At 63.2% G+C, this 20,100-nt stretch carries 21 protein-coding genes and 1 riboswitch; of the genes, 13 read left to right on the top strand and 8 right to left on the bottom strand.

Translation table 11 applies throughout. From position 1 onward, the window contains the following. The 3 genes from SD72_RS17075 to SD72_RS13030 form a co-directional block, all read right to left on the bottom strand. The coding region (locus SD72_RS17075) for a DDE-type integrase/transposase/recombinase (protein ID WP_157000585.1) at positions 1 to 331 on the bottom strand (331 nt) is incomplete at its 3' end. Between the two features lie 316 nt (positions 332 to 647). Beyond that, positions 648 to 917, bottom strand: a complete 270-nt coding sequence (locus tag SD72_RS18720) for a hypothetical protein (RefSeq protein WP_198141969.1) — start codon at positions 915 to 917, stop codon at positions 648 to 650. Between the two features lie 304 nt (positions 918 to 1,221). Then, positions 1,222 to 2,103 (bottom strand): hypothetical protein, encoded by an 882-nt coding sequence (locus SD72_RS13030; protein WP_042544884.1) that lies wholly within the window; start codon positions 2,101 to 2,103, stop codon positions 1,222 to 1,224. Between the two features lie 309 nt (positions 2,104 to 2,412). On the opposite strand from SD72_RS13030, the gene SD72_RS13025 reads away from it, so the two are divergent. Both SD72_RS13025 and SD72_RS17485 read left to right on the top strand, forming a co-directional pair. Next, positions 2,413 to 2,784 carry a hypothetical protein gene (locus tag SD72_RS13025; RefSeq protein WP_157000583.1) on the top strand — a complete coding sequence of 124 codons (372 nt, stop codon included), beginning with the start codon at positions 2,413 to 2,415 and terminating at the stop codon, positions 2,782 to 2,784. Positions 2,785 to 3,013: 229 nt separating this feature from the next. Further along, the gene (locus SD72_RS17485; RefSeq protein ID WP_332307508.1) at positions 3,014 to 4,117 is read left to right on the top strand and encodes a maleylpyruvate isomerase family mycothiol-dependent enzyme; all 1,104 of its coding nucleotides are present in this window, start codon (positions 3,014 to 3,016) and stop codon (positions 4,115 to 4,117) included. Positions 4,118 to 4,127: 10 nt separating this feature from the next. Here SD72_RS17485 and SD72_RS13015 read toward each other — a convergent pair whose 3' ends face one another. Further along, entirely contained in the window at positions 4,128 to 5,702 is a 1,575-nt protein-coding gene (locus tag SD72_RS13015; RefSeq protein ID WP_042544881.1) for an acyl-CoA synthetase, read from the bottom strand. A 104-nt stretch (positions 5,703 to 5,806) separates the two neighbouring features. Here SD72_RS13015 and SD72_RS13010 point away from each other — a divergent pair, with 104 nt between their 5' ends. From SD72_RS13010 to SD72_RS17065, 7 genes are all read left to right on the top strand, one after another. Next, a complete protein-coding gene (locus tag SD72_RS13010; RefSeq protein WP_232299775.1) occupies positions 5,807 to 6,694 on the top strand; it encodes a TIGR03084 family metal-binding protein in 888 nt (295 codons plus the stop codon). A gap of 43 nt (positions 6,695 to 6,737) precedes the next feature. Further along, a complete protein-coding gene (locus SD72_RS13005) occupies positions 6,738 to 7,943 on the top strand; it encodes an acyl-CoA dehydrogenase family protein (RefSeq protein ID WP_042544880.1) in 1,206 nt (401 codons plus the stop codon). Positions 7,944 to 8,016: 73 nt separating this feature from the next. Beyond that, a riboswitch (M-box (ykoK) riboswitch) is annotated at positions 8,017 to 8,182 on the top strand. Between the two features lie 47 nt (positions 8,183 to 8,229). Then, entirely contained in the window at positions 8,230 to 8,550 is a 321-nt protein-coding gene (locus SD72_RS17070) for a hypothetical protein (protein WP_052492684.1), read from the top strand. Positions 8,551 to 8,612: 62 nt separating this feature from the next. Continuing rightward, positions 8,613 to 9,563: a CorA family divalent cation transporter gene (locus tag SD72_RS12995; protein WP_052492683.1), complete on the top strand. Its 951-nt coding sequence runs from the start codon at positions 8,613 to 8,615 to the stop codon at positions 9,561 to 9,563. 39 nt (positions 9,564 to 9,602) lie between these two features. Beyond that, complete coding sequence (locus tag SD72_RS12990) at positions 9,603 to 9,845, top strand: hypothetical protein (RefSeq protein WP_042544879.1); 243 nt, start codon at positions 9,603 to 9,605, stop codon at positions 9,843 to 9,845. A gap of 132 nt (positions 9,846 to 9,977) precedes the next feature. Continuing rightward, the gene (locus SD72_RS12985; RefSeq protein ID WP_232299773.1) at positions 9,978 to 10,856 is read left to right on the top strand and encodes a CorA family divalent cation transporter; all 879 of its coding nucleotides are present in this window, start codon (positions 9,978 to 9,980) and stop codon (positions 10,854 to 10,856) included. After that, a complete protein-coding gene (locus SD72_RS17065; protein ID WP_198141968.1) occupies positions 10,853 to 11,746 on the top strand; it encodes a CorA family divalent cation transporter in 894 nt (297 codons plus the stop codon). The genes SD72_RS12985 and SD72_RS17065 overlap by 4 nt, the downstream gene beginning before the upstream one ends. An 81-nt stretch (positions 11,747 to 11,827) precedes the next feature. Here SD72_RS17065 and SD72_RS12975 read toward each other — a convergent pair whose 3' ends face one another. From SD72_RS12975 to SD72_RS12965, 3 genes are all read right to left on the bottom strand, one after another. Then, positions 11,828 to 12,133 (bottom strand): hypothetical protein, encoded by a 306-nt coding sequence (locus tag SD72_RS12975; RefSeq protein WP_042544878.1) that lies wholly within the window; start codon positions 12,131 to 12,133, stop codon positions 11,828 to 11,830. Positions 12,134 to 12,266: 133 nt separating this feature from the next. Beyond that, on the bottom strand, positions 12,267 to 13,628 hold the full coding sequence (locus SD72_RS12970) for an ABC transporter ATP-binding protein (RefSeq protein ID WP_042544877.1): 1,362 nt from the start codon (positions 13,626 to 13,628) through the stop codon (positions 12,267 to 12,269). 22 nt (positions 13,629 to 13,650) lie between these two features. Further along, positions 13,651 to 15,378, bottom strand: coding sequence for an ABC transporter permease (locus SD72_RS12965; RefSeq protein WP_232299771.1), 1,728 nt, complete (start codon positions 15,376 to 15,378; stop codon positions 13,651 to 13,653). A 161-nt stretch (positions 15,379 to 15,539) separates the two neighbouring features. Between SD72_RS12965 and SD72_RS12960 the strand changes: the two genes are divergently transcribed. After that, positions 15,540 to 15,944, top strand: coding sequence for an ArsR/SmtB family transcription factor (locus tag SD72_RS12960; RefSeq protein WP_042544876.1), 405 nt, complete (start codon positions 15,540 to 15,542; stop codon positions 15,942 to 15,944). 171 nt (positions 15,945 to 16,115) lie between these two features. Here the strand turns inward: SD72_RS12960 and SD72_RS12955 are convergent, their stop codons facing one another. Next, a complete protein-coding gene (locus tag SD72_RS12955; RefSeq protein WP_157000582.1) occupies positions 16,116 to 16,652 on the bottom strand; it encodes a hypothetical protein in 537 nt (178 codons plus the stop codon). A 42-nt stretch (positions 16,653 to 16,694) separates the two neighbouring features. On the opposite strand from SD72_RS12955, the gene SD72_RS17480 reads away from it, so the two are divergent. The 3 genes from SD72_RS17480 to SD72_RS12940 all read left to right on the top strand — a co-directional run bounded on the left by SD72_RS17480 (position 16,695) and on the right by SD72_RS12940 (position 20,001). Then, entirely contained in the window at positions 16,695 to 18,275 is a 1,581-nt protein-coding gene (locus tag SD72_RS17480) for an EamA family transporter (protein WP_157000581.1), read from the top strand. Next, a complete protein-coding gene (locus SD72_RS12945; RefSeq protein WP_042544875.1) occupies positions 18,272 to 18,490 on the top strand; it encodes a hypothetical protein in 219 nt (72 codons plus the stop codon). Before SD72_RS17480 ends, SD72_RS12945 begins: the two co-directional genes overlap by 4 nt. Positions 18,491 to 18,579: 89 nt before the next feature. Next, the gene (locus SD72_RS12940; RefSeq protein WP_042544874.1) at positions 18,580 to 20,001 is read left to right on the top strand and encodes an NAD(P)/FAD-dependent oxidoreductase; all 1,422 of its coding nucleotides are present in this window, start codon (positions 18,580 to 18,582) and stop codon (positions 19,999 to 20,001) included. Positions 20,002 to 20,100 lie beyond the last annotated feature (99 nt).

Genomic DNA, 20,100 nt, shown 5'->3' with positions numbered 1-20,100 from the left:
CAGCACCGTCGCGCCCAATCGAGCCGGTCATCCTGTGACCGGTGAGAGCGCGCTGTAGTTCCCGGCTTCGGAACGGGGATCCACGATCTGTGTGCAGCGCACACCCTGCGACGTCTCGGCGGCGTAGTACGGCGTTGTTCAACGCACTCACCGCAAGCGAAGAGGTCATTTGCGCGTCGATGGAGTAGTCGACAATCCGGTTGGAGAAGACGTCTTTCACCGCGCAGAGGTAGAGCTTGCCTTCACCCGTCCAGTGCTCGGTGATGTCCGAGAACCATAACTCGTTCGGGGCAGGGGTCACGAACTCGCGCTGCATCGGGTCGTCATGCACAGGCGGGCCAGGCCTTCGGCCTCTCCCGCGGGCTTTCTTCTTCCCAAACACTGACCACCAGCCCTAGTCTCGGCAGAGCCGCCACACAGTCCGGTCACACATCGATTCACCAAGGGTCTTCGCTTCGTCTGCGAGGAACCGGTACCCGCACTCGGGGTCCTTAAGGTGTGCGTCGTGGAGCGCGTTCGCGCGATATGCCTGCGTACGGTCACGCTCAGTCACTGGGTTGCCGAGCCAGCGGTGGTAATGCTGGCGGGAAAGCTTCAATACTTAGGTAACGACACCGAGAAGGGGACCCCGTCATTGGCGAGCTTTTTCACGAGCGGGTAGAGCCTTTTCCCAGCAGGTGCGCCTGAGGGAGATGCGCGGCCGCACGACGCAGCACTTCCACTTCTTGTTCGAGGAGCTTGCTGTGTGTGCGAAGCTCACGCAGCTCAGCGGTCTCAGAACGCGTGGCACCGCGTTTCTGGCCCTGTTCGACGTGTTCCTCACGGAGCCATTTGCCGAGCGTGCCGACGTGAATGCCGAAGTCTTTCGCGATCTGCGCGAGTGTCACTTCTGGGCCAAGGCCCAACGCGATCTTCACGAGATCGTCGCGGAACTCTTTGGGGTAACGAGGGGGCCTGGGTTCATCCTTGCAGCCCAGCAAAAACTAGCCATGTTGAATGTCACCTCAACGTGCATCTGACCCATTCGTCCGTGTAGGCATTTTCGCCTGCAAGATGCTATCGCCAAGGCCTTAGAACCACGGCCGCTGAAGCTGCAACGCAAGTCTTCGACCAGGTCAGTCCTCTCTTCCAGTACCGCTGGGGAAGAATAAATAACCTCAGAGGGGTTCAAAATGTTTGCTGCTTATAGCGTCTGTAGCAACACCGAGGGCGGAGCCAGCATTATTCTTCGGCCGGCAACCCTGCTGAGTTCTGTTGTGTCTCACTGACTTCAGCTGCAAGCGACTCGATGGCTTCAGATGCTTCTTCTGCGGCGTTAACAAGGCGGCTACGCAAACGTTGCGCGGTTCTCTCATAGTTATTCATCGTCCTCATTTGACGAGCGATCACAGCAAGCGGTTCAGCATCAACTCGTGAAAGATGCCACGGTGCTGCATCCAAGACGTGAGTCTCTACGTATTTTTCGACCGAGTTGATGTCCCAGTATTCTGCGTCGACGTCGTAACGCTGAGGGAGCCCTCTTTCGAGATCCATTTGTTCTTTCGTTAAGTCCAGAACATAGGAAAGTTTTTTGCCCGGACTGAGGTGTTCAAAGACGAATGATCCCGAGAACTTCTCTTGGATCCATTCGAGGGCCTTGTCTTTGTCTCCAGTCCGACCGACTCCACTCGATTGGAAAAGTGGTCGGGACGTCAACCGGATGTTCTTCGCCGCCGTCTTGCCAAGATTCTCGATAACGACTGCAGTGAACCCGGCAGATGGGGTGCTTTGAGGATTCCCGGGAATCGAAGGAATGAACTCGAATCGTATGTCCAAGTACGGACGGACGACTGCCCGACTAGCATCAGACGCGTCTCTAGCGGCGTTTGCGGCTTCGGTGTTTGCTGTCCTCATTGCAAAAAGCTGATGCAACGCGAACCATGCCGCGGTGATTGCAGTCAGGAGAGTGGCAAAAGACCAGAAGGCGGTCCACTCATCTGCGGCGGGCATATCAGTGAAACGCCACCAAGGCCCAAGCATCGCAGCACTTCCCGTAAACAGGAGAAATGTGAGGACCGTGATCCCCACAACAGCAGACAGCGTTTTGGCTTCTAGGGGCTTCATATCTTCCAACCTATCTAGATTTGAGCTTACGCCCTCAGAAATTGGCGCTGTACTCAGAAGGGTATTTCTTGCCCGAGGCATGCACCGGCACCGGCAACGTTGCTTCGTGTTTCGCGTCTAGCGCTTTGATGGTTTCTTGCGTTCGTTGTTTGTAGAGGATTTGTTGGACGCGCCTTATTGAGATGCCGAAGTGCTGTGCGATGTGCTGTTGTGTGTACCCGTGCCCGCTGAGCACGATGATGTGTTGGTTGCGTTCCGTGCTTTGGCGGTAGCCCTTTCGTCGGTTACAGCGAACGCTAAGCTCTCGATATGGGAAATGCCAATGGCAAGAGTAAGACAGACGCGAAGCGAGCAAAAGCACTCCAGCAGGCCAAGAGTCGTACTGTGCGCGAGAGACGCGAGGGACCGTTGTTCAAGAGCGACCTGGTTTGGGTTGCTGCATGTGCGGCTCTGGTGGTTGTTATTGCCTTCAGTATCGCCTCTATCTGGTGGCCGTGCGCACAGGTGGCGCTCCGTATCGCAGCGGCTGTTTTGCTACTGCTTGGCTCCTTGGGTGTGCTGCTCGAATATAAGGGAATAAAAGAGCTAAACCGACGACAGCGCATCGATATGGTTTTGAAGCTCTGTGTTCTGGTTGCGTCGTATATTGCCGTCTTGTCAACACTGCTGGGTGGCAAGTAGACCGGCCTATTCTTTCCCATGGAGAGAGTGGGGAGGGACGGAGGTCTGCTCGCCCTGGCCCGTTAGCGTTCTGCATCTCCCGGTGAATGGGTGGCGCTCAAAACTGTGCGCGACTTTCCTGCGCTCTCGTGGCAACAAAATGACAACAACTCATCTAGTTTTCGGGAATCAATGCCGGTTCCAAAATCGAAACAGCACGTAAACACGCGCTATTCAGCTGCCCGGTAGAGTGCGCTTAGCTCGGAGGAGGTTCGATTCCTCTCCAGGGCACTCTGCATGTCGTTGTGTGTGCTGGCCGTTGGCCGCGCATCGCCGTACCCGGGCTTCGCCGTACGCGGGATTCGCCCCGGCAGTGTCAGAAACTCCTGGGTGTTTCCGAGGGGCCCGCGCAGAGCCTAGACTTCCGTCGTTGAGCTGTCGTACAGTTGTGGCATTGTTGCGTGGTCGCATATGGCCACGTGACCGAACCGGGCTCGGCACGTATCGGGCAGTCACGACGACAAAGAACCTCAGGGCGGAGGGTAGTGAAGTGGACATCTCACGTGCCTTGGACGTGTTGGAGGAAACTGCGACGGTGCTCGACCGCGCAGTCTCCGAGCTCCCACCGAGGCGATGGCTTCGCCCGACCCCGGCCCGGGGCTGGAGTATCGCGAATCAAATTGGACATCTCGCTTGGAGCGACTCGATGGCACTTCAGGCAGTGCAGCGCGATCCCGAATTCGCGCAGTTCGTGAAGCGTGTGCTGTCGAGCGAAGTGAGTGGTTTCGTCGATCGTGGTGCGCGTGAGCGCGCGACGTTGCCGGTGCCGCAGTTGCTTCGCGAGTGGCGAGCAGGGCGCAGCGAGCTGCGTGATGCGCTCGCCGTTGCTGACCCCGCAGCCCGCGTCACCTGGCTGGGCCCACCGGTGCTTCCGCGGACGATGGTCGCGAGCCGCACCGTTGAAACGTGGGCACACGCGCTCGATGTGTTCGACGCGCTCGCTGAGGACATGCCGGCCACCGCTGGGGTTCAGGTGGTCGCGGCGATGGGGGTGCGCACGCGAGAGTCCTCATTTCGGGCACGCAAGATCCCGCTCCCCGAGGCCCCCGTGCGCGTGGAGCTCACCGTGGACGGCGGCGGTCGGATCGCCTTCGGGCAGGCGGACGCCCCTGAGCGCGTGCTGGGCTCGGCCTGGGGGTTTGCTGCCGTCGTGACGCAGCGGCGGAACATCGCGGACGTGGAGCTCGAGACTGTTGGCGACGGTGCAGCTCGTTGGATGCGGATCGCGCAGGCGTTCGGGGGTGCCCCGACGAATGGGCCAACGCCTGGAGCGCGGCTCGCCTGGCATCAGTGAGAGCTGGGCGCTAGGTGGCGCCCGCCACTACCGGGCTGAGGGTCTTCACCCATTCCCTGAGGTCCACCTTGCGAACCTTGCCTGTCGCGGTCAGTGGCAAGGCGTCCACGACGAAGTAGTACCGCGGTATTTTGAAGCCGGCGAGCCGGTCACGGGCGTGCCTCTCGAGACTGGCGATGAGCGTCTCATAGTTGCTGTGGCCGGCGTTACTCGGGACGATGATGGCGGTGACTGCTTCACCCCAATAGTCATCTGGTGTGCCGATCACGGAAATGTCCGAGATACCGTCGTGCGAGTGTAGGGCCTGTTCTACTTCGATGGGGTAGACGTTCTCGCCGCCAGAGATAATCATGTCCTTCTTGCGATCGACGAGGAAGTAGAAGCCGTCTGCGTCACTTTTTGCGAGGTCGCCGGTGTGGAACCATCCGTTGCGGAACGCCTCCGCGTCGGCCTCTGGGCGGTTCCAGTATCCCTTGAAGACCGATGGTCCACGCACGATGAGTTCGCCGACGGTGTCTGGCGCGACGTCATTACCTGAGTCGTCGACAACCCTGAAATCGACGTTGGTGGACGGTTTGCCCACCGAGCCCGCCTTAGTGGTGATGAACTCGCTTGACAGGATCGAGGCTGCCGCCGCAGTCTCGGTCATGCCGAATCCCTCTGTGAACGAGAGGCCTTTGGCTTGGAGGCCCTCGATGATGGGAATGGGGCACGGGGCGCCGCCGCTGATGGCGACCAGGAGGGAACTGGTGTCATGGGTGTCGAGTTCGCCCGAGCGTAGGATTGCTGCCCACATCGTCGGGACGGCGAATGCCGTCGTGCAACTGTAGGTTTCTACTGCGGCCGCCCACTTTCCGGGCGAGAACGACTCAAGTATGTAGTTCGCCCCGCCCCAGTATGTGGTTGCTAGGGTGTACACGGCGAGTCCCCCGATGTGGAATAAGGGTGCGACGACGAGGTTGCGGTTGTTGTGGTTGATGCCTTCCCCGACGTTGTTGTGGTACAGAGAAACCCAGAAGAGGTTGGTGTGAGTTAGTATTGCGCCCTTGGGTTTGCCGGTGGTGCCCGATGTGTACATAAGAAGTGCAGGGCTGTCCGGGTTGACGTCAGGCAGGGCCTCGTCCGCGTCGCCTGAAGCGATCAGGGCTTCGATGGCATCGTCGAGGTGCTCGAGCCGTTCCGCCGCTGTCGTGAGCGGTACGATCTCCGCCGCTGCGGTGCCTTTCGCTGCTGTGGTGACCACGTCAACGAGAGGTGTCGATGCGCACACCACTTTGGCTCCTGAATCGGAGAGGATGTAGTTCATCTCTGTGGCGGTGAGGCGATGATTGATCATCACGGTGATGGCGCCCAGCTTTGCGATGGCGAAGGTGAGCTCAAACATTGCCGGGCTATTAAAGCTGCAGAGGGCTACTCTGTCTCCGGCCGCGACGCCCTTGCGGCGGAGCGCGGATGCGAGGCGAGTGGTGCGATCGTCAATGTCTCGGTAGGTCAGGGTGGTTTCGGCGTCGACGTCGATGACGGCTGCTCTGTCTCCGATGCGACGCGCGTGAATGGAAAGCCAATTGCCCAGTGGAACGCTCATGATTATTCTCCTTTGAATGATCAAGCCGTTGACTGCCCTCGTATCCCAGTAGTCAAATCGGCGTTCGTTCGCTACTGTAGGTGAACGGGCGGTAGCAATCAAGGATGATTGTTTTTGATCGCGGGGTCACAACGCCCGTGTGCGAGGCACAGATTGGTGAGGCGCGTATGGATATCGATGAGGCCGTTGGAATGCTCACTGAGATCTCCGAGTTGCTCGAAACTCAGGTTGCCGAGCTTTCGCCCGGTGGGTGGTCGTTGCCAACGCCGGCCGAGGGGTGGCGCATCGCCGAGCAGATCGGGCACCTCCTGTGGACCGACGAGATTACGCTGCTCGCCATTGGCGACCAGTCTGCCTTCCTCCGGCTCGCTGCTGAGGTCGAGGCGAGCGAGGACACCGACTCGATAGACCGCGGGGCCCGCGAGCGTGCCGCGCTCCCGCTTCCGGAGCTCCTGGCTTCGTGGCGCGGCAAGCGAGCGGAGCTTCGTAGAGCGCTGCTTGGGGTGGATCCCGCGAGCAAGATCCCCTGGTTCGGCCCACCGATGCGGCCTATCACGGTCGCAACTGCGCGCACGATGGAGACGTGGGCGCATGCGCTCGACGTCTACGATGCGCTTGGGCGGGAGCTCCCAGCGACCTCAGCGCTCTGGGCTGTTGCGCGGCTGGGGGCCCGCACTCGAGGGTTTGCTTTTCGGCTAAACGGCCTTCCCGTCCCTGAGGCGCCAGTGCGGATTGAGCTCGATATGCCGGGCGGCGAACGCTTCTTGGAAGGCCCAGAAGAGGCTGACGAGCGGATCACGGGATCTGGGTGGGGGTTCGCGGCGGTGGTGACGCAGCGACGCAATATCGCCGACGTCGATCTCGAAGCGATTGGTGACGGTGCGCGAGAGTGGATGCGAATCGCGCAGGCGTTTGCCGGGTCGCCGACGGCCGGCCCACCGCCCGGGCAGCGGGTTCGCTGGCGCGCCGCGGGCGCGCGCGGGAGCAAGTGATGAGCGCGCGGCACGGCTGGCGCCGGCAGCTAGGGGTGGCGCGATGACTGTGCGTGGGGCTGGCGTAATTGGTCAGAATGAGTTCGTTGAGTTGAAGCAGATGACACGGCGGTTTGTCGCAGCTGAGGTCTTGCCAAAGCAGTCAGAGTGGGAGAGCGCCGGGGAGGTCCCGCGCTCACTCCACCTCGCCGCTGGCAGGTTGGGGCTTATAGGGGCCGCCTTCCCGGAGCGCGTGGGTGGTGGCGGCGGTGGGTTGCTCGCGAACGTTGCGGTCACGGAAGCTGCCCACGAGGCTGGAATGGCTGGCGGTGTCTACGCCTCGCTCTTCACCGCAGGAATCGCCGTTCCGCACATAGTGCTCGCGGGATCCGCTGAGCAGGTCGACAGGTTTGTGCGACCAACGCTTGCCGGTGAGATGATCGGCGCGCTTGGGATCACGGAGCCCGATGGTGGGAGTGACGTAGGCCACATCGCCACACGGGCGGAGCGGGACGGCGACGGCTTTGTTGTCCGCGGGTCAAAGCTGTTCATTACTTCCGGTGTTCGCGCTGATTTCGTCACCACGGCAGTTCGAACAGGTGGAGAGGGCGCGCGCGGCGTTTCCCTCATTATCGTGCCGACAGGCACTCAGGGGTTCAGCGTAACGCGGAAGCTCGAGAAGATGGGTTGGCGGGCCTCGGACACCGCAGAGCTGCTGTATGACGAGGTTCGGGTTTCGGAGAGCCTGCTTATCGGTGAAGAAGGAGCCGGTTTTGCCTACATCTCTCACGGGTTTGTCGGTGAGCGTGTAGGCCTCGCTGCCCAGGCGTACGCGAGTGCGCAACGGGCGCTCGATCTCAGTGTGCAATGGTGTCGCGATCGTGTGACTTTTGGCAAGCCGCTCATTGCGCGGGATGCGGTGCAGGCGAAGCTTGCTGAGATGGCACGGAGGGTTGACACTGCAAGGGTGTACACCCGGCGGGTCGCCGAGCGTTGGGATGAATACTCGGGTGCTGGGACAGGGGAGATGCCCGAGGGTGACGCGGAGGGGTTGAGTATCGTTGCAGCTGCTTCATTCGCGAAGAATACGGCGACCGTGAATGCAGAATGGGTGAACCGCGAAGCCGTCCAGTTGTTCGGCGGCATGGGGTTCATGGGTGGGAGTGAAGTCGAGCGGATCTATCGCGATAGTCCGGTGCTGGCTATTGGGGGAGGGACGGTTGAAATTCTCACGATGCTTGCCGCGAAACACCTTGGGTATCAGGCTTGAGCGCGGCGATTGACGCTCGCTGAAACCAATTCATATATCACTTGCGCAACTGATTGAGTGTTGTTAGGCTTGCACTGCGCCTCGTTCGGTGAGGCTCTTGCGTGAACACAGGCCACTGATCTGACGACATCGAGAGATGCCCAAGGTTAAGACAGGCGCCCTCGGCTTAAGGGGGTGCCCAAAGTGGCTGCACCACGACTACGTCACGCAATGCCGAAGCTCTGACATGGAGGCGCATTCCCCGAGCCCACGGGCTCATTTGGTGTGCCCTGAGAGGAAAAGCGGTATGCGCACAGCGCTCTACGAACCAACCCTGCCGGTATCGCCGGTCGAGGTGACAGGCGTCACGGAATGGCCGCCACCCGATCGCGCCCCACAGGCTGAGCCAGCCAGGTGGCGCAGCCAGGTGTTTAACGCGCCAACGAGCGATGAGCCCAAGCGGCGGCGCTCAACGAGGTACGAGCGGTTTACCACGCGAATGGTGCTCGTGAGCAGTGTCATCATGCTCACCGTCACCGCGAGCCTGCACGTGTTCAACTACGGGCTCGAGACGAAGACCTCGTCGACCTCTGGTACTCACGGCAGCTTCTACAAGGAAGAGGACTAGCCCGGTGGTGATCCGCCAACCTGCGGCAGTAGTCTGCCGCGTCCACACAGGAAGTGAAATCAATGAATAATGATCACGGAACAGCGACGCTTGCTGCCGACGTGCAGTCCCTCATCGGGGGCCGGTGGCAGCGGGTCCGCGGTGATAGCCCACGGATCCACGCCGAGCTGCGGGAGACCTACGGGGTGGACTTCGAGGATGCCTCGGCGTCGGGGTTCAGCGCGGAAAACGGCTTCAGCTATGTGCCCGTCTCCTATGTGTCGAGCACCGGCGACGGCTACACAACAACGCGAATCATGGTGGCCGTGAGCGACGCGAGCGTCGTGACTATCGAACCGTCTGGCTCTGCGGCCGCCCTCGACCTCGCGGTGGCGCGGATGGCGCGGGACGGGCGTGAAAACGATAGTGCCGTCGAGGTCGTCGCGAGTATCTTGCAGGCCATTGCCGACACAACGGACGAACTTGTCGGTGCGATGAGCCAGGGCACGGAGCGCATGATGATCGAGACGGGCGCGATCCTCCAGAGCCTCGAAGCAAAGAAATCTCGGGAGTTCGGGGTGAGTGATGTTACTTACACCCAGCAGGAGCTTGCCGATATGGAATCCCTGCTCTCGCACTGCATGGAGAGCCAGCTCGGTCTCGCAGAGGCGGCGAGGCACCTGCGTGCGAAGCTCTGGGATCTCGGCCTTGAAACAAGGACCGATCTCAGCCGCCTGATCGAAGACATTGAGGCAATTGAGCCGCACATCGAGTTTGTCCACGATCGGGTGCGACTGCTGCAGCAGACCAACAACCTCGCGCTCAATGTGAAGCAGAACCAGATCATCAAGGTCTTCTCCGTGGTCACAGCAGTGTTCCTTCCGGTCATGCTGCTCTCGACCTACTACAGCATGAACTTTGAGAACATGCCGATCCTCTCCTGGCAGTACGCGGAGCCCATGATCATTGTCCTCAGCTTCGTGTTCGCGCTCGCGCCGCTCATGTACGTGCGTCAGCGTGGCTGGCTGCGCTAGCCCCCATTCGCTTACTCGCTCACCATTTGAAGGAACCTCATGACTCACAAGAACCCTAACGACGCCATTGCCAGGACTTCCGCTCGGCCGGTCGCCTGGAGCTCGCGAATCGACGTGCACCACCTCGGGGGCGACGCCTCCGTTGATGCGGCGCCGACGCAAACGGGCAAGCGGGGCAGCTCAAAGATCGAGAAGGAAATCATCTGGGCCGTCGTCGTGCTCTACGCGGGCCTCATCGCCTGCTTCGCCGGCCTGCACCTCTTCGGGCTTTCGCTCGGGTAGAACGCCCCTCAGTTACTTCGATCTAGCTCGAATCGGGCGAGATCCAATCGTGAAAGTGTGACGATGCAAGAGAACACAGTAATGGGTGCGCCTCGAGATGCGCACCAACTTCCGCGGCAGGGGTGGCTCCGTGTGCGCGCCTCAGACCAGGTCATGCTCGGAAATATCCACAGACAGTACGGGCTCGACCTCGACCGGCCGGTGAGGCACGCGGTTGAGGAGCAGAGCTTCGTGCTGCTTCCCCTCGACCTTCCGCTGCCAGACAGGGACGCGGAGTCGTCCGGCGGCGCATCATTCTCGTCGACCCAGATCCTCATCGCCTTTACTCGAGATCTCCTCATTACCGTCGAGCCTGATCATCCGATTGAGGCGTTGCGGCGCGCGCAGAGCTCGCTCTCACGCGCCGAGACGACGCCGGCGAGTCGTGATGCGCTCATCGTTATCCTCGAGGAACTGAACGATGCCATGCAGGGCACCGTTGGGCAGATCTCGCAGGTGCTCACGCGCCTCGCCGACCAGGCCGTTGATAGCAGCGGCGGGTTCAAGATGGAAGGCCGTCAGGTCGGTGTCGCCGATATCGCGCAAACCGCGGTGCTGCTTGGCGGTGCCGAGGAGCTCATCGCTCGCACGGTGCAGGGGCAGCTCATGCTTGAGCGTGCGGCCAGGTGGGTGCGTCGCGGAGGCGGTGAGATCGACTTCGACTACACGACCACGCTCTCCGATATCCAAGGGGGGCGGAGGCATGCGCGTTTCCAGCACGCGAAGGTGCGCAACATTCAGCAGTCGCTGATGACCACCCTTGACCTCAAGCAGAACCAGATCATCAAGGTGTTCACGGTCGTAACCGCGGTCTTCACGCCCCCGACGCTCATCGCGGCGTACTACGGTCAGAACTTCGCGAACATGCCAGAGCTCGCTATCGGCTGGGGCGAATGGTTCGTCATGGGGACCACGGCGCTCTTCGCGCTTGTGCCGCTCGCATACATCAAGCGGAAGGGGTGGTTGCGATGAGCGTTCGCAGCATCACCCGCGACACGTGGACGAGAGTGTTCGTTGACGCTGCGGAGGATTTCGATACCGCCGAGCGGGTACTCGCCAATCGGATGCGCGGGGGAGACAGCGAGCACGAAACGCGACTCCAGCTGAGTATCGTTGCCGCAGCAAACGGCTCGGTCCACGTGTACGAACTCACGGTCATTCTGTTCTCGGATCAGATCATCACGATCGAGCCGGGCGCAGGGGTGCCGCTCCTCCAGGACGTCGAGGCGCAACTGCAGTGGGCCGACGACACCGCTGGGAGCCCGCACCACGCGTGGTTCGCGATCGCGCAGGCAGGGTTCCAGTCGAACGCGGCGGCGCTTGCGTTCGTCGAGGCAGACATCAACGCCGTGCGGGCGCCAATGGCGAAGGCCGCGAGGTCTGGCTCTTCCCGGAGCCTGGGCGTGAGCGACCTTCCGCGGGTGACCGAGATGCTCGTCGATGTCGATCACTCGCTCTCCTACATCGCCTCATCCATCGCGGCGCTGACACAGCTTGCGAGGCTGCTCAGGCGCGAGAGCGTGCTGTCGAACCCTGGGGTTGCCAGGCCTCAGGTTGATGCCCTGGTACAGCAGGGAGAAGCGCTCACCAGGCGGGTCGAATTCATGGTGGATCGCCACCGGTTCCTCTCGCAGGGCGCATCCCAGCAGATCTCGACGAGCGACCTCAACATTGTGAAAATCTTCACGGTGCTCTGGGCGATCCTCATTCCTGGCACGACCCTCATTAACTGGTACGGGCAGAACTTTGAGGTTATGCCTGAGCTCAGCTGGGAGTACTCGAGCTGGGTGCAGATCCTTGGGGTGTTCTTCCTCGCGGTGATCCCGATCTACACGGTGAAGCGCGCGGGCCAGCTGCGGTAGGCGCGCCCAGTCACCCGGTGGCCGAACAGGGCGGGGGTGGATCGACACTGTGTCGATCCACCCCCGCCCTGTCTGTATTGGTTAGTGCGCTTCGCCCCGATTGCGGGTTACCGCGAGCGTGCAGACGATGGCGATGGCGATGCAGACGCCAGCGACGCCGAATGGCACTGAGGCCTCGGAGTCGGTGACGAGTACCGCGACGAGTTCGATGAGTGATGCGAGAAAAAGGAGCATTGCGACGAATGCGAGGAGCGAGCGAACCCACAGTCGCCTCGAGGCGTGGACGGGCCGCGGGTAGTCGGCGTCGTCGTGCTGCTCGGCGAGGATCCCGTCTGTATTCGTTGGACGGCCGATCCCTGAGTGGGTCAACCAGATTGAGTGGCGCATCGTGTGCCTCCGCTGTGGATTGGGCTGCGTGGGCAGCAAACAGCGGCCCTGGGCGTATCCGGGCCTCTCCCATGGTAACTCATTTGCGCAATCACGCAAAGGTTAAGTGCAGTGATGCGCTCTACTCAGCGGCCTAGCTGCCGGACTCCTCCGAATCCGGATCGAGCAGCGCCGACAGCCCCGTAGCGACCTCAGACAGCACGATCTCATCCGTGTCAGCGTCGAAATCAAACAGCTCGCCGTAGCGACCCCAATCGATCGCGAGCGTAAGCTGCCGCTCAGCGTCGGCCTCCGCGAACCCTCTACGCAGCAGATCGCGGAAAAAGTCGGCACGCAGCGCACCCGTGTCGCTATTTTCCAGCGCGCGCACAATCGTTCGCACGAGAGGCGCCCGGGTGACCGCAAGATCCGCGAAGCTCGTCTTGCTCTCCTGGATGCCTGCGAGATGCCAGGCATACCCGGCGTCAGTGATGAAGCTCTGCGCGCCATCAACGCTCAGCAGGCCCAGCATGCGTGCCGCGTCAACGAGGGGGAGGAGGTCATCAATGTCGAAGGACAGCTCGTCCGCAAGATCTGGCAGGTCGGTCTGCCCGCCATGGGCGACCACAATCTCAATCAGCCCAGCGAGCCCACCGCTTGTTGCCTCGGGGAGCGGGTGGGTGAGCGGTCCGGGCGGCTGCCCCGACACCCCATCGGAGCCCGGGGGCCGACCGGTCAGAAGGGCGTAGAGGTGATCAACGGCCGCCTCAAATGTTGGGCTGCGCTTGTCGCGCGGCCGCGGTATGTGAATCGGGATCTCCGCCTGGATGGTTCCGGGCGACCCTCCGAGCACGAGCACGCGGTCAGCGAGCTGCACCGCCTCCTCGATGCTGTGCGTGACGATACAGATGCTCTGGCCCGCCAGCTCTCGCTCGCCCCACACCGCCATGAGTTCCCCGCGCAGGTTCTCGCCGGTGAGCACGTCGAGCGCGGAAAATGGCTCGTCCATGAGGAGCAGGTCAGGCCGCTGCACGAAGGCGCGGGCAAACCCCACACGCTGCGCCATGCCGCCGGAAAGCTCCCGCGGGTAGGCGGCCTCGAAGCCGTCGAGGCCGATTGCATCGATCGCGGCGAGTGCCCGCGAGGTCCGCTCAGCCCGCGCAACCCCAGACGCCCGCAAACCCAGCTCTACGTTCTCAAGCACCGTCAGCCACGGCATGAGCGCGAACGACTGAAACACCATGGCGACGGCAGGATTCGCCTCTGCTAGCGGAACGCCGCGGTAGCGCACGTCGCCATGTGACGGCGGGATGAGCCCGGCGAGTACGCGGAGCAGCGTCGACTTGCCCGACCCCGAGCGGCCAAGCAGCGCGACGACCTCGCCCTCGCGGATCGTGAGATTCACCCCGTCAAGAACCCGCAGGCCGCCCCCATCTGTCGACGGGAACGACTTCCCGATGCCCTCTGCGCTCACGAGTACACGCCCGGGAGGCTGCGTGTTGAATACGTGTGTCATGGTTCAAGTTCCTTTAGCGTCATCATGCCAGGGAATACCGGGTCTCGGCGAGCCGATACAGCCTGCGCCACAACAGCCGATTCGTCGCAACGACGAGCACGCTCATCACCGCAACACCGACGAGTACCCGGCCGGTGTCCCCGGCAGCGGTCGCGCCAGCGATGTACGCGCCGAGGCCGGTCGCGGTGAGCGTCGTATGGCCGTAGCTCACCACCTCGGCCACGATGGAAGCGTTCCATGCGCCACCGGCCGCGGTAAGCGCCCCCGTCACCCAACTCCCAAACACGGCGGGGCCGTACAACGTGCGCCAGGTCAGCGCCTGGCCGAGGCGCAGGCTGCGAGCAGACTCGCGCAGATCGATGGGGATCGCGGCGGCGCCGGCGATGACATTGAAGAGGATGTACCACTGAGAACCGAGCGCCATGAGGAGCACGCCACCAACGTTGAGGCTCACGCCCGTGGCCATGAGGGCGAGCGCGAACACCGGGAACAAGAAGTTCGCGGGGAAACTCGCGAGCACCTGCACCACCGGTTGAGCGAAGCGAGTCACCCGGGGGCTCAGGCCGATCCACACCCCGATGGGGACCCAGACGATCGTTCCCAACGCGAGCACCACGAACACCCGCAACATCGTCACGAGACCGAGCCCGATCGCAATGGGAAACTGCAGGAGGCCAACGCCGCGTTCAACAAACACGAGTGCGGCGATGAGGCCCCACGCGAGTGCGGCGATCGCGGTGACCACAAGCGCAACCCTGCCCCAGCGAGGCACCGGCCGAAACGACGAAGCTCGCCGCCTCCCCGTGCGCCCAAGAATTCGCATCGAGCGATCCAGCCACTCGCGCAGCGGACGCGTGAGCGCGGCGAGCGCCCCGGGGATCGCCGAGCGCCTGAGCAGGTCATACACCACGCTCGTCTGCGGGTCGGCCGAGTCCGTGTCGCCAAGACGGAAACGCTCGGCCCAGGCAGTCAGCGGTCGCCAGAACACAACGTTTACCCCGATAACCAAAAGCACCATCACGCACGCGGCAAGGAGCAACAGGTCGATCCGCTCCTCATGCGCGGCCGCGGCAGCAAACGAGCCTATGCCCGGCAACGCATACTCGCGCTGCCCGACAGTGAAGACCTCGGAAGCGATGAGGAAGAACCAGCCACCGCCGAAACTCATCATGCCGTTCCAGACCAGTGGGAAAGCCCCCGACGGTGCGTCGAGCTTCCAAAACCGCTGCCACCGCGTGAGCCGCATCGCCCGCGCCGCCTCGTCGAGGTCCCGCGGCTGCGAGATGAGCGACTGGTAGAACGCGAACGTCATGTTCCACACCTGGCTGGTGAAGATCGCGAACACGGCGGCGCTTTCCAGGCCGAGCACCGAGCCGGGGAACAGGGCGATCCACAGCGGCAGGGTTACCGCAAGGAAGCCGAGAACAGGAACGGACTGCAGCACATCGAGGATGGGGATCATGATCCGCTCGGCGCGCCGCACACGGGCGGCAATCGTCGCATACACAAACGAAAAAACAACGGAAAAGGCAAGCGCGACAAACATTCGCAGCAGCGACCGTGCGGCATAGTAGGGCAGCTGCGCCGGGTCGGTCGAGACCGCGGCAGGCGCGGACTCCGGGTCGAACGGGGCGGCAAAATCAGTGGAGATCTGCGAGACGCCCCAGAACGCAACGAAGAGGCCAGCAAAGATGACAACGTCCGCGAGCCGACTTCGCTCACCTCGGCTCGGAGTTCCCTGCCCGCGCAACGGGGCGGCATGTGGTGCTTCGATGGCCGCCTCCTGATCTCCATGCGGGGCAGCAGGCGCGGCGGGCTGTGCCCGCGGTTGTGCCGTCGGGTGTGCAGGTGTCTCCCAGCCTACGACATGCAATAACTTGCGCAAATCTCAGAATAATGGATCATTGAAAGATGGACGATCACCATTTAGCCGAGACCGCAACACTGCCCGACATCACCGAGGCCCAGCTGCACGCAGCCGCTGGAAGCTTTGACATGCTGTCCACACCAACTCGGCTTCATCTCGTCTGGCTACTCGCCGCAGGTGAGTATGACGTCTCGACGCTGGCCGAGCGGGCGAACGCAAACGTCCCGGCTATCAGTCAGCACCTCGCGAAACTCCGGGCCGCCGGTATCGTCGCTGCCCGCCGAGACGGGCGCCGTCAGCTGTACCGGGTCGAAGACCCGCACATCATCGCCGTTGTCGCGCAGATGTTCAGCCACATCGCACCCGACGGCACCCTCGCAGCCGAGGCTGACGAGCGCCGGGCCCCGCGGGCCCCACGGTTCGCGGTAGCCGCGCCACCGGTGGGCTAGGTCCCGGGAGGGGCGGCTGCGTGCAGCGCGCTGCTGCCTGCCGAATGTTGCCGGCGCGCTGCTGCCTGCCGAATGTTGCCGGCGCGCTGCGTTAGCTATGGAAAAATGCGATTCCTCTTGCGAATCCGTCGCAAAGTCTCAGATCTTCTGCAGATCTGAGACTTTGCGCTGCTAGCTCGCCCCCTGGGGCGGGTTGACGAGGAGCTCAACTCGCTCATCAAGATACGCCGCGAGCGTCTGCGCTCCCGCAAGGGGCGCTCCTGCCCGCCACCGCACGTGGAGCGCCCCGTCAACGACGCCAAGCGGCAACTCCGGTGAGAGGGAACCGAGTGTGGACTCGTCTATCGGGAGCGGGGTCGCATCGAAGTTCACCGCTGTGCCCTCTGGGTAACCACCGTGCAGCGCGGCCGCCGCGAGATCACGCCGCTCTTCTCGCGAGATCGACTGGTTTCCCGGGTAGGGGCGGACCGCCGATCGCGTCGCGCGCCCGGCAACGTACAGTGCGGGGGCGGCCGGGTCCGCGCCGATCAAGAGTGTGCCGAGGCGCCACACCTGCCCGAGGGGCTGCATCGACGCCTTGCGCGGGATGAGTAGCCGGCGGTGCTGCGGTACGTAGCGGGCGAGCGCCTCTGGGGCTACCCCTGCATCGCGCAGCCGCGTCGCGGCTTCACGGACGGTTTCCGTCACGGTATCAACGAGCTCAGTCACGATGCTAAGTGTAGGCACCCCGCTGGGTTTAGGCTTGGGAGGATGCAGACTCAGCCCAACAGATCCGCGACGATACGCGCGATGTTTCTCGTGCTCGCCGGATCGATCGGCATGCAGGCCGGCGCGGCGATATCGCTGTCGCTCTTCGCCGACCTCGGCGCGGCAGGGACGAGCGGCCTCCGCATGCTCATCGCCGCGGCCATCATGCTCGCGCTCTTCCGGCCGCGCCTGCGAGGGCGGAGTCGTGACGAGTGGTTCGGAATTGTGCTCTACGGCACGGCGATGGCCGCCATGAACCTGTTTCTGTACCAAGCCATCGAGCGGATCCCGCTCGGGGTCGCGACGACCCTCGATTTCCTTGGCCCGTGCATGGTCGCGTTTCTCGCTTCCCGCAGGCTCCGTGAGGGGCTCCTCGCGATTGCGGCGTTCGCAGGCGTGGTGCTCCTCGCGGGGTTCGGCGGACCTTTCGATCCGATTGGGCTCGTGTGGGGCGCCCTGGCCGGTGTGAGCTTCGCCGGATACACGCTACTGGCACCCCGCATCGGCAAGGCCGAGGGCGGCCTGCAGAGCGTCGCGCTGTCCGTCGCTGTCGCAGCGATCCTGACGATGCCGTTCTCGCTGCCCGTGATCACGCAGGTGCAGCCCGCGCAGTGGGGCCTGCTCGCGTTGTCGGCGCTCGTTGGGACTGCCCTCGCGTTCTCGGTCGATACGATCGCCGGGCGGCTCACCTCTGCCCGAACCCTCGGCGTATTTTTCGCGTTCGATCCGGTCATGGGCACCCTCGTCGGAGTTCTGTTTCTCGGCGACGTCCTCACGGTCACTGCGCTCGCGGGCATCGTGCTCGTCGTGCTCGCTGGCGCTGGCATTGTCTGGTCTGCCGGACAGCGGCGCGCACCGGAACCTGTGCGACAGGAGGGCGGCGCGACGGAGTCCCTCGAGATCGAACGAAAATACGAGGTGCCGGCGCAGACAGAGATTCCTGCTGACGCGAGCTTTGCGCCGGTGGGCCTGTCTGTCGGGGCGGCCGAGGTCAATACCCTCAACGCGCGCTACTACGACACTGCGGACGGCGCGCTTGCCGCGAGAGGGCTCGCGATGCGGGTCCGCGAGGGCGGAGCTGACGAGGGCTGGCATCTGAAGGCCAAGACCGCCGGGGGTACCCGCGAGTTGCACTGGCCGCTGGCGGCTGCAATCCCAGCCGGCCTCGTGAGCGAGTTGCGCGAGCGGATCGGTGACGCAGCTGAACATGTTCGCCCCATCGCAGAGCTGCGCACGGAACGGCGCACGGTGCGGCTGGTCACCCGGGCCGGTGTCGAAGTCGTCGAACTCGCGGACGACCGGGTGCTCGCGGCTGAGCTGCGCGGTGATGCGCGCATCGAGCGGGCGTGGCGTGAGTGGGAAGCTGAACTGCTGCCCGGTGCTGATGAGCACTGGCTCGACCTCACCGGTGAGGTGCTTGAAGGTGCTGGGGCGACACCCTCGTTGAGTACGGCGAAGATTGCCAGGGCTATGGGAGCGCTTGCTGCTGTGGCGACCGCTCGTGGCGCGTCCCCAGAGGTAATCGCCCAGTTGCAGGAGATGGACAGGGTGGATCAAGCTGCCGCGCGTAAGCTGATGCCATGAGCAAGTCGTCGAAGCCGAAGAAGGACCCGAAGAACAAGGGTGCCGGCGATGAGCCGACCCCTGAGGCTCGGCGCAAGCAGGTGCTGCTTGGCATCGCAATGGGCGCCGTCATGGGCCTCGTGCTCTGGTACTTCACCCAGTTTTGGATGTGGTTCCCCGCGGGCCTCGCGGTCGGTCTCGCGACCGGCGTGATCATGAAGCCGCCGACGAAGTAACGCTGATTCGGCGCGGTTGAGCACCAGTTTTCTTTGGGTTGTCCATGTACACTCTGGGCACGACCCAATGGTGAGGACTGGTTGCGATCATGGAACCGACGGTATTTGAAACGCATCGCCCCGCAGCGAGAATCGTCGACGCATCGCTCGCGGATACGACCCTCGGGGTGTACTGGATCGAGGACGTCGCGCACACTGCTGGCTCCTATCCACGGCTGAGCGCGAATACCACCGTTGACGACGCGGTGGTTGGCGGTGGCTATGCCGGGCTCTGGACGGCGATCAAGCTCAAGCAGGAGCACCCGGAACGCCGCGTCGCCCTCATCGAGGCGGTGAAGGTCGGGTGGGCAGCATCCGGCCGCAACGGAGGATTCTGCGAGGCGAGCATCACGCACGGCGAGGCGAATGCCGAGGCGCGCTGGCCGGACGAGGCGGAGGATCTCCACCGCATCGGACTTGCGAACCTTGACGCCATTGAGCGGTTCATCGCGGAGCACGAGCTCGACGTCGATTGGGAGCGAACCGGGCAGCTGTCGGTCGCGAACCACGCCCACCAGGTCGACTGGGTTGGGGAGAGCAGCGACCCGCAGACACAGGTCCTCGGCGAAGCTGAGGTACGCGCCAGGGTGAACTCTCCCACCTTCCTCGCCGGAGCGTTCTCGCCCCGCAGCAACGCGAACGTGCACCCGGCGAAGCTCGCCGTCGCACTCGCAAAGCACGCGACGAGCATCGGGGTCGAGATTTACGAGGGAACGCCAGTCGAACGTCTCGCCGGCCGGGAAGACGAACCGATCGTCCTCGAAACCGCTCGCGGACACGTGACAGCACAGCGAGTCGCGCTCTGCACCAACGTGTTTCCCTCGCTGCTCAAGCGCTACCAGTTCCACACCGTCCCGGTGTACGACTACGTGCTCATGACCGAACCGCTCAGCGCCGAGCAGCTCGCCGCGATTGGGTGGGAGGGCCGCGAGGGGCTCGCAGACATGGCCAACCAGTTCCACTACGCCAGGCTCACCTCGGACAACAGGATCCTCTGGGGCGGCTATGACGCGGTCTATCACGCGGGAGGGCGCATCAAGCGTGCCTACGAGGATCGCATGGCGACCCACCGACAGTTGGCGAGCCACTTCTTTACGACATTTCCGCAGCTCGCCGGCGTGAAATTCACGCACCGCTGGGCAGGCGTCATCGACACGTCGACGCGCTTCTGCGCGTTTTTCGGGAAAGCGTACGACGGTCGTGTCCAGTACGTCGCTGGGTTTACCGGGCTCGGCGTTGGGGCGACACACTTCGCCGCCGACGTGATCGTCGACCGGCTTGAGGGGCGGGTCACTGAGCGCACCGAACTCGAAATGGTACGCAGCATCCCGCTGCCGTTCCCGCCGGAGCCAGCCGCGACGCTCGGCGTGAACCTCGTCAGGTGGTCGCTCGACCGGGCGGACCACAACAGCGGGAGGCGCAACGTGTTCCTCCGTGCGCTTGACGCAGCTGGCCTGGGATTCGATTCCTAGCGCAGCCAGCGCCGAGCGCGACAGGCGGCCCGCACACCCCCATCCCTCCCCGGCATCGACGGGCCGGGCGCCGGTCGCGATGCGATGGGGGAGCGGGTC

The organism is Leucobacter komagatae (assembly GCF_000834055.1).
Lineage (GTDB): Bacteria > Actinomycetota > Actinomycetes > Actinomycetales > Microbacteriaceae > Leucobacter > Leucobacter komagatae_A.
This window is presented reverse-complemented; position numbering and strand designations above follow the sequence as displayed.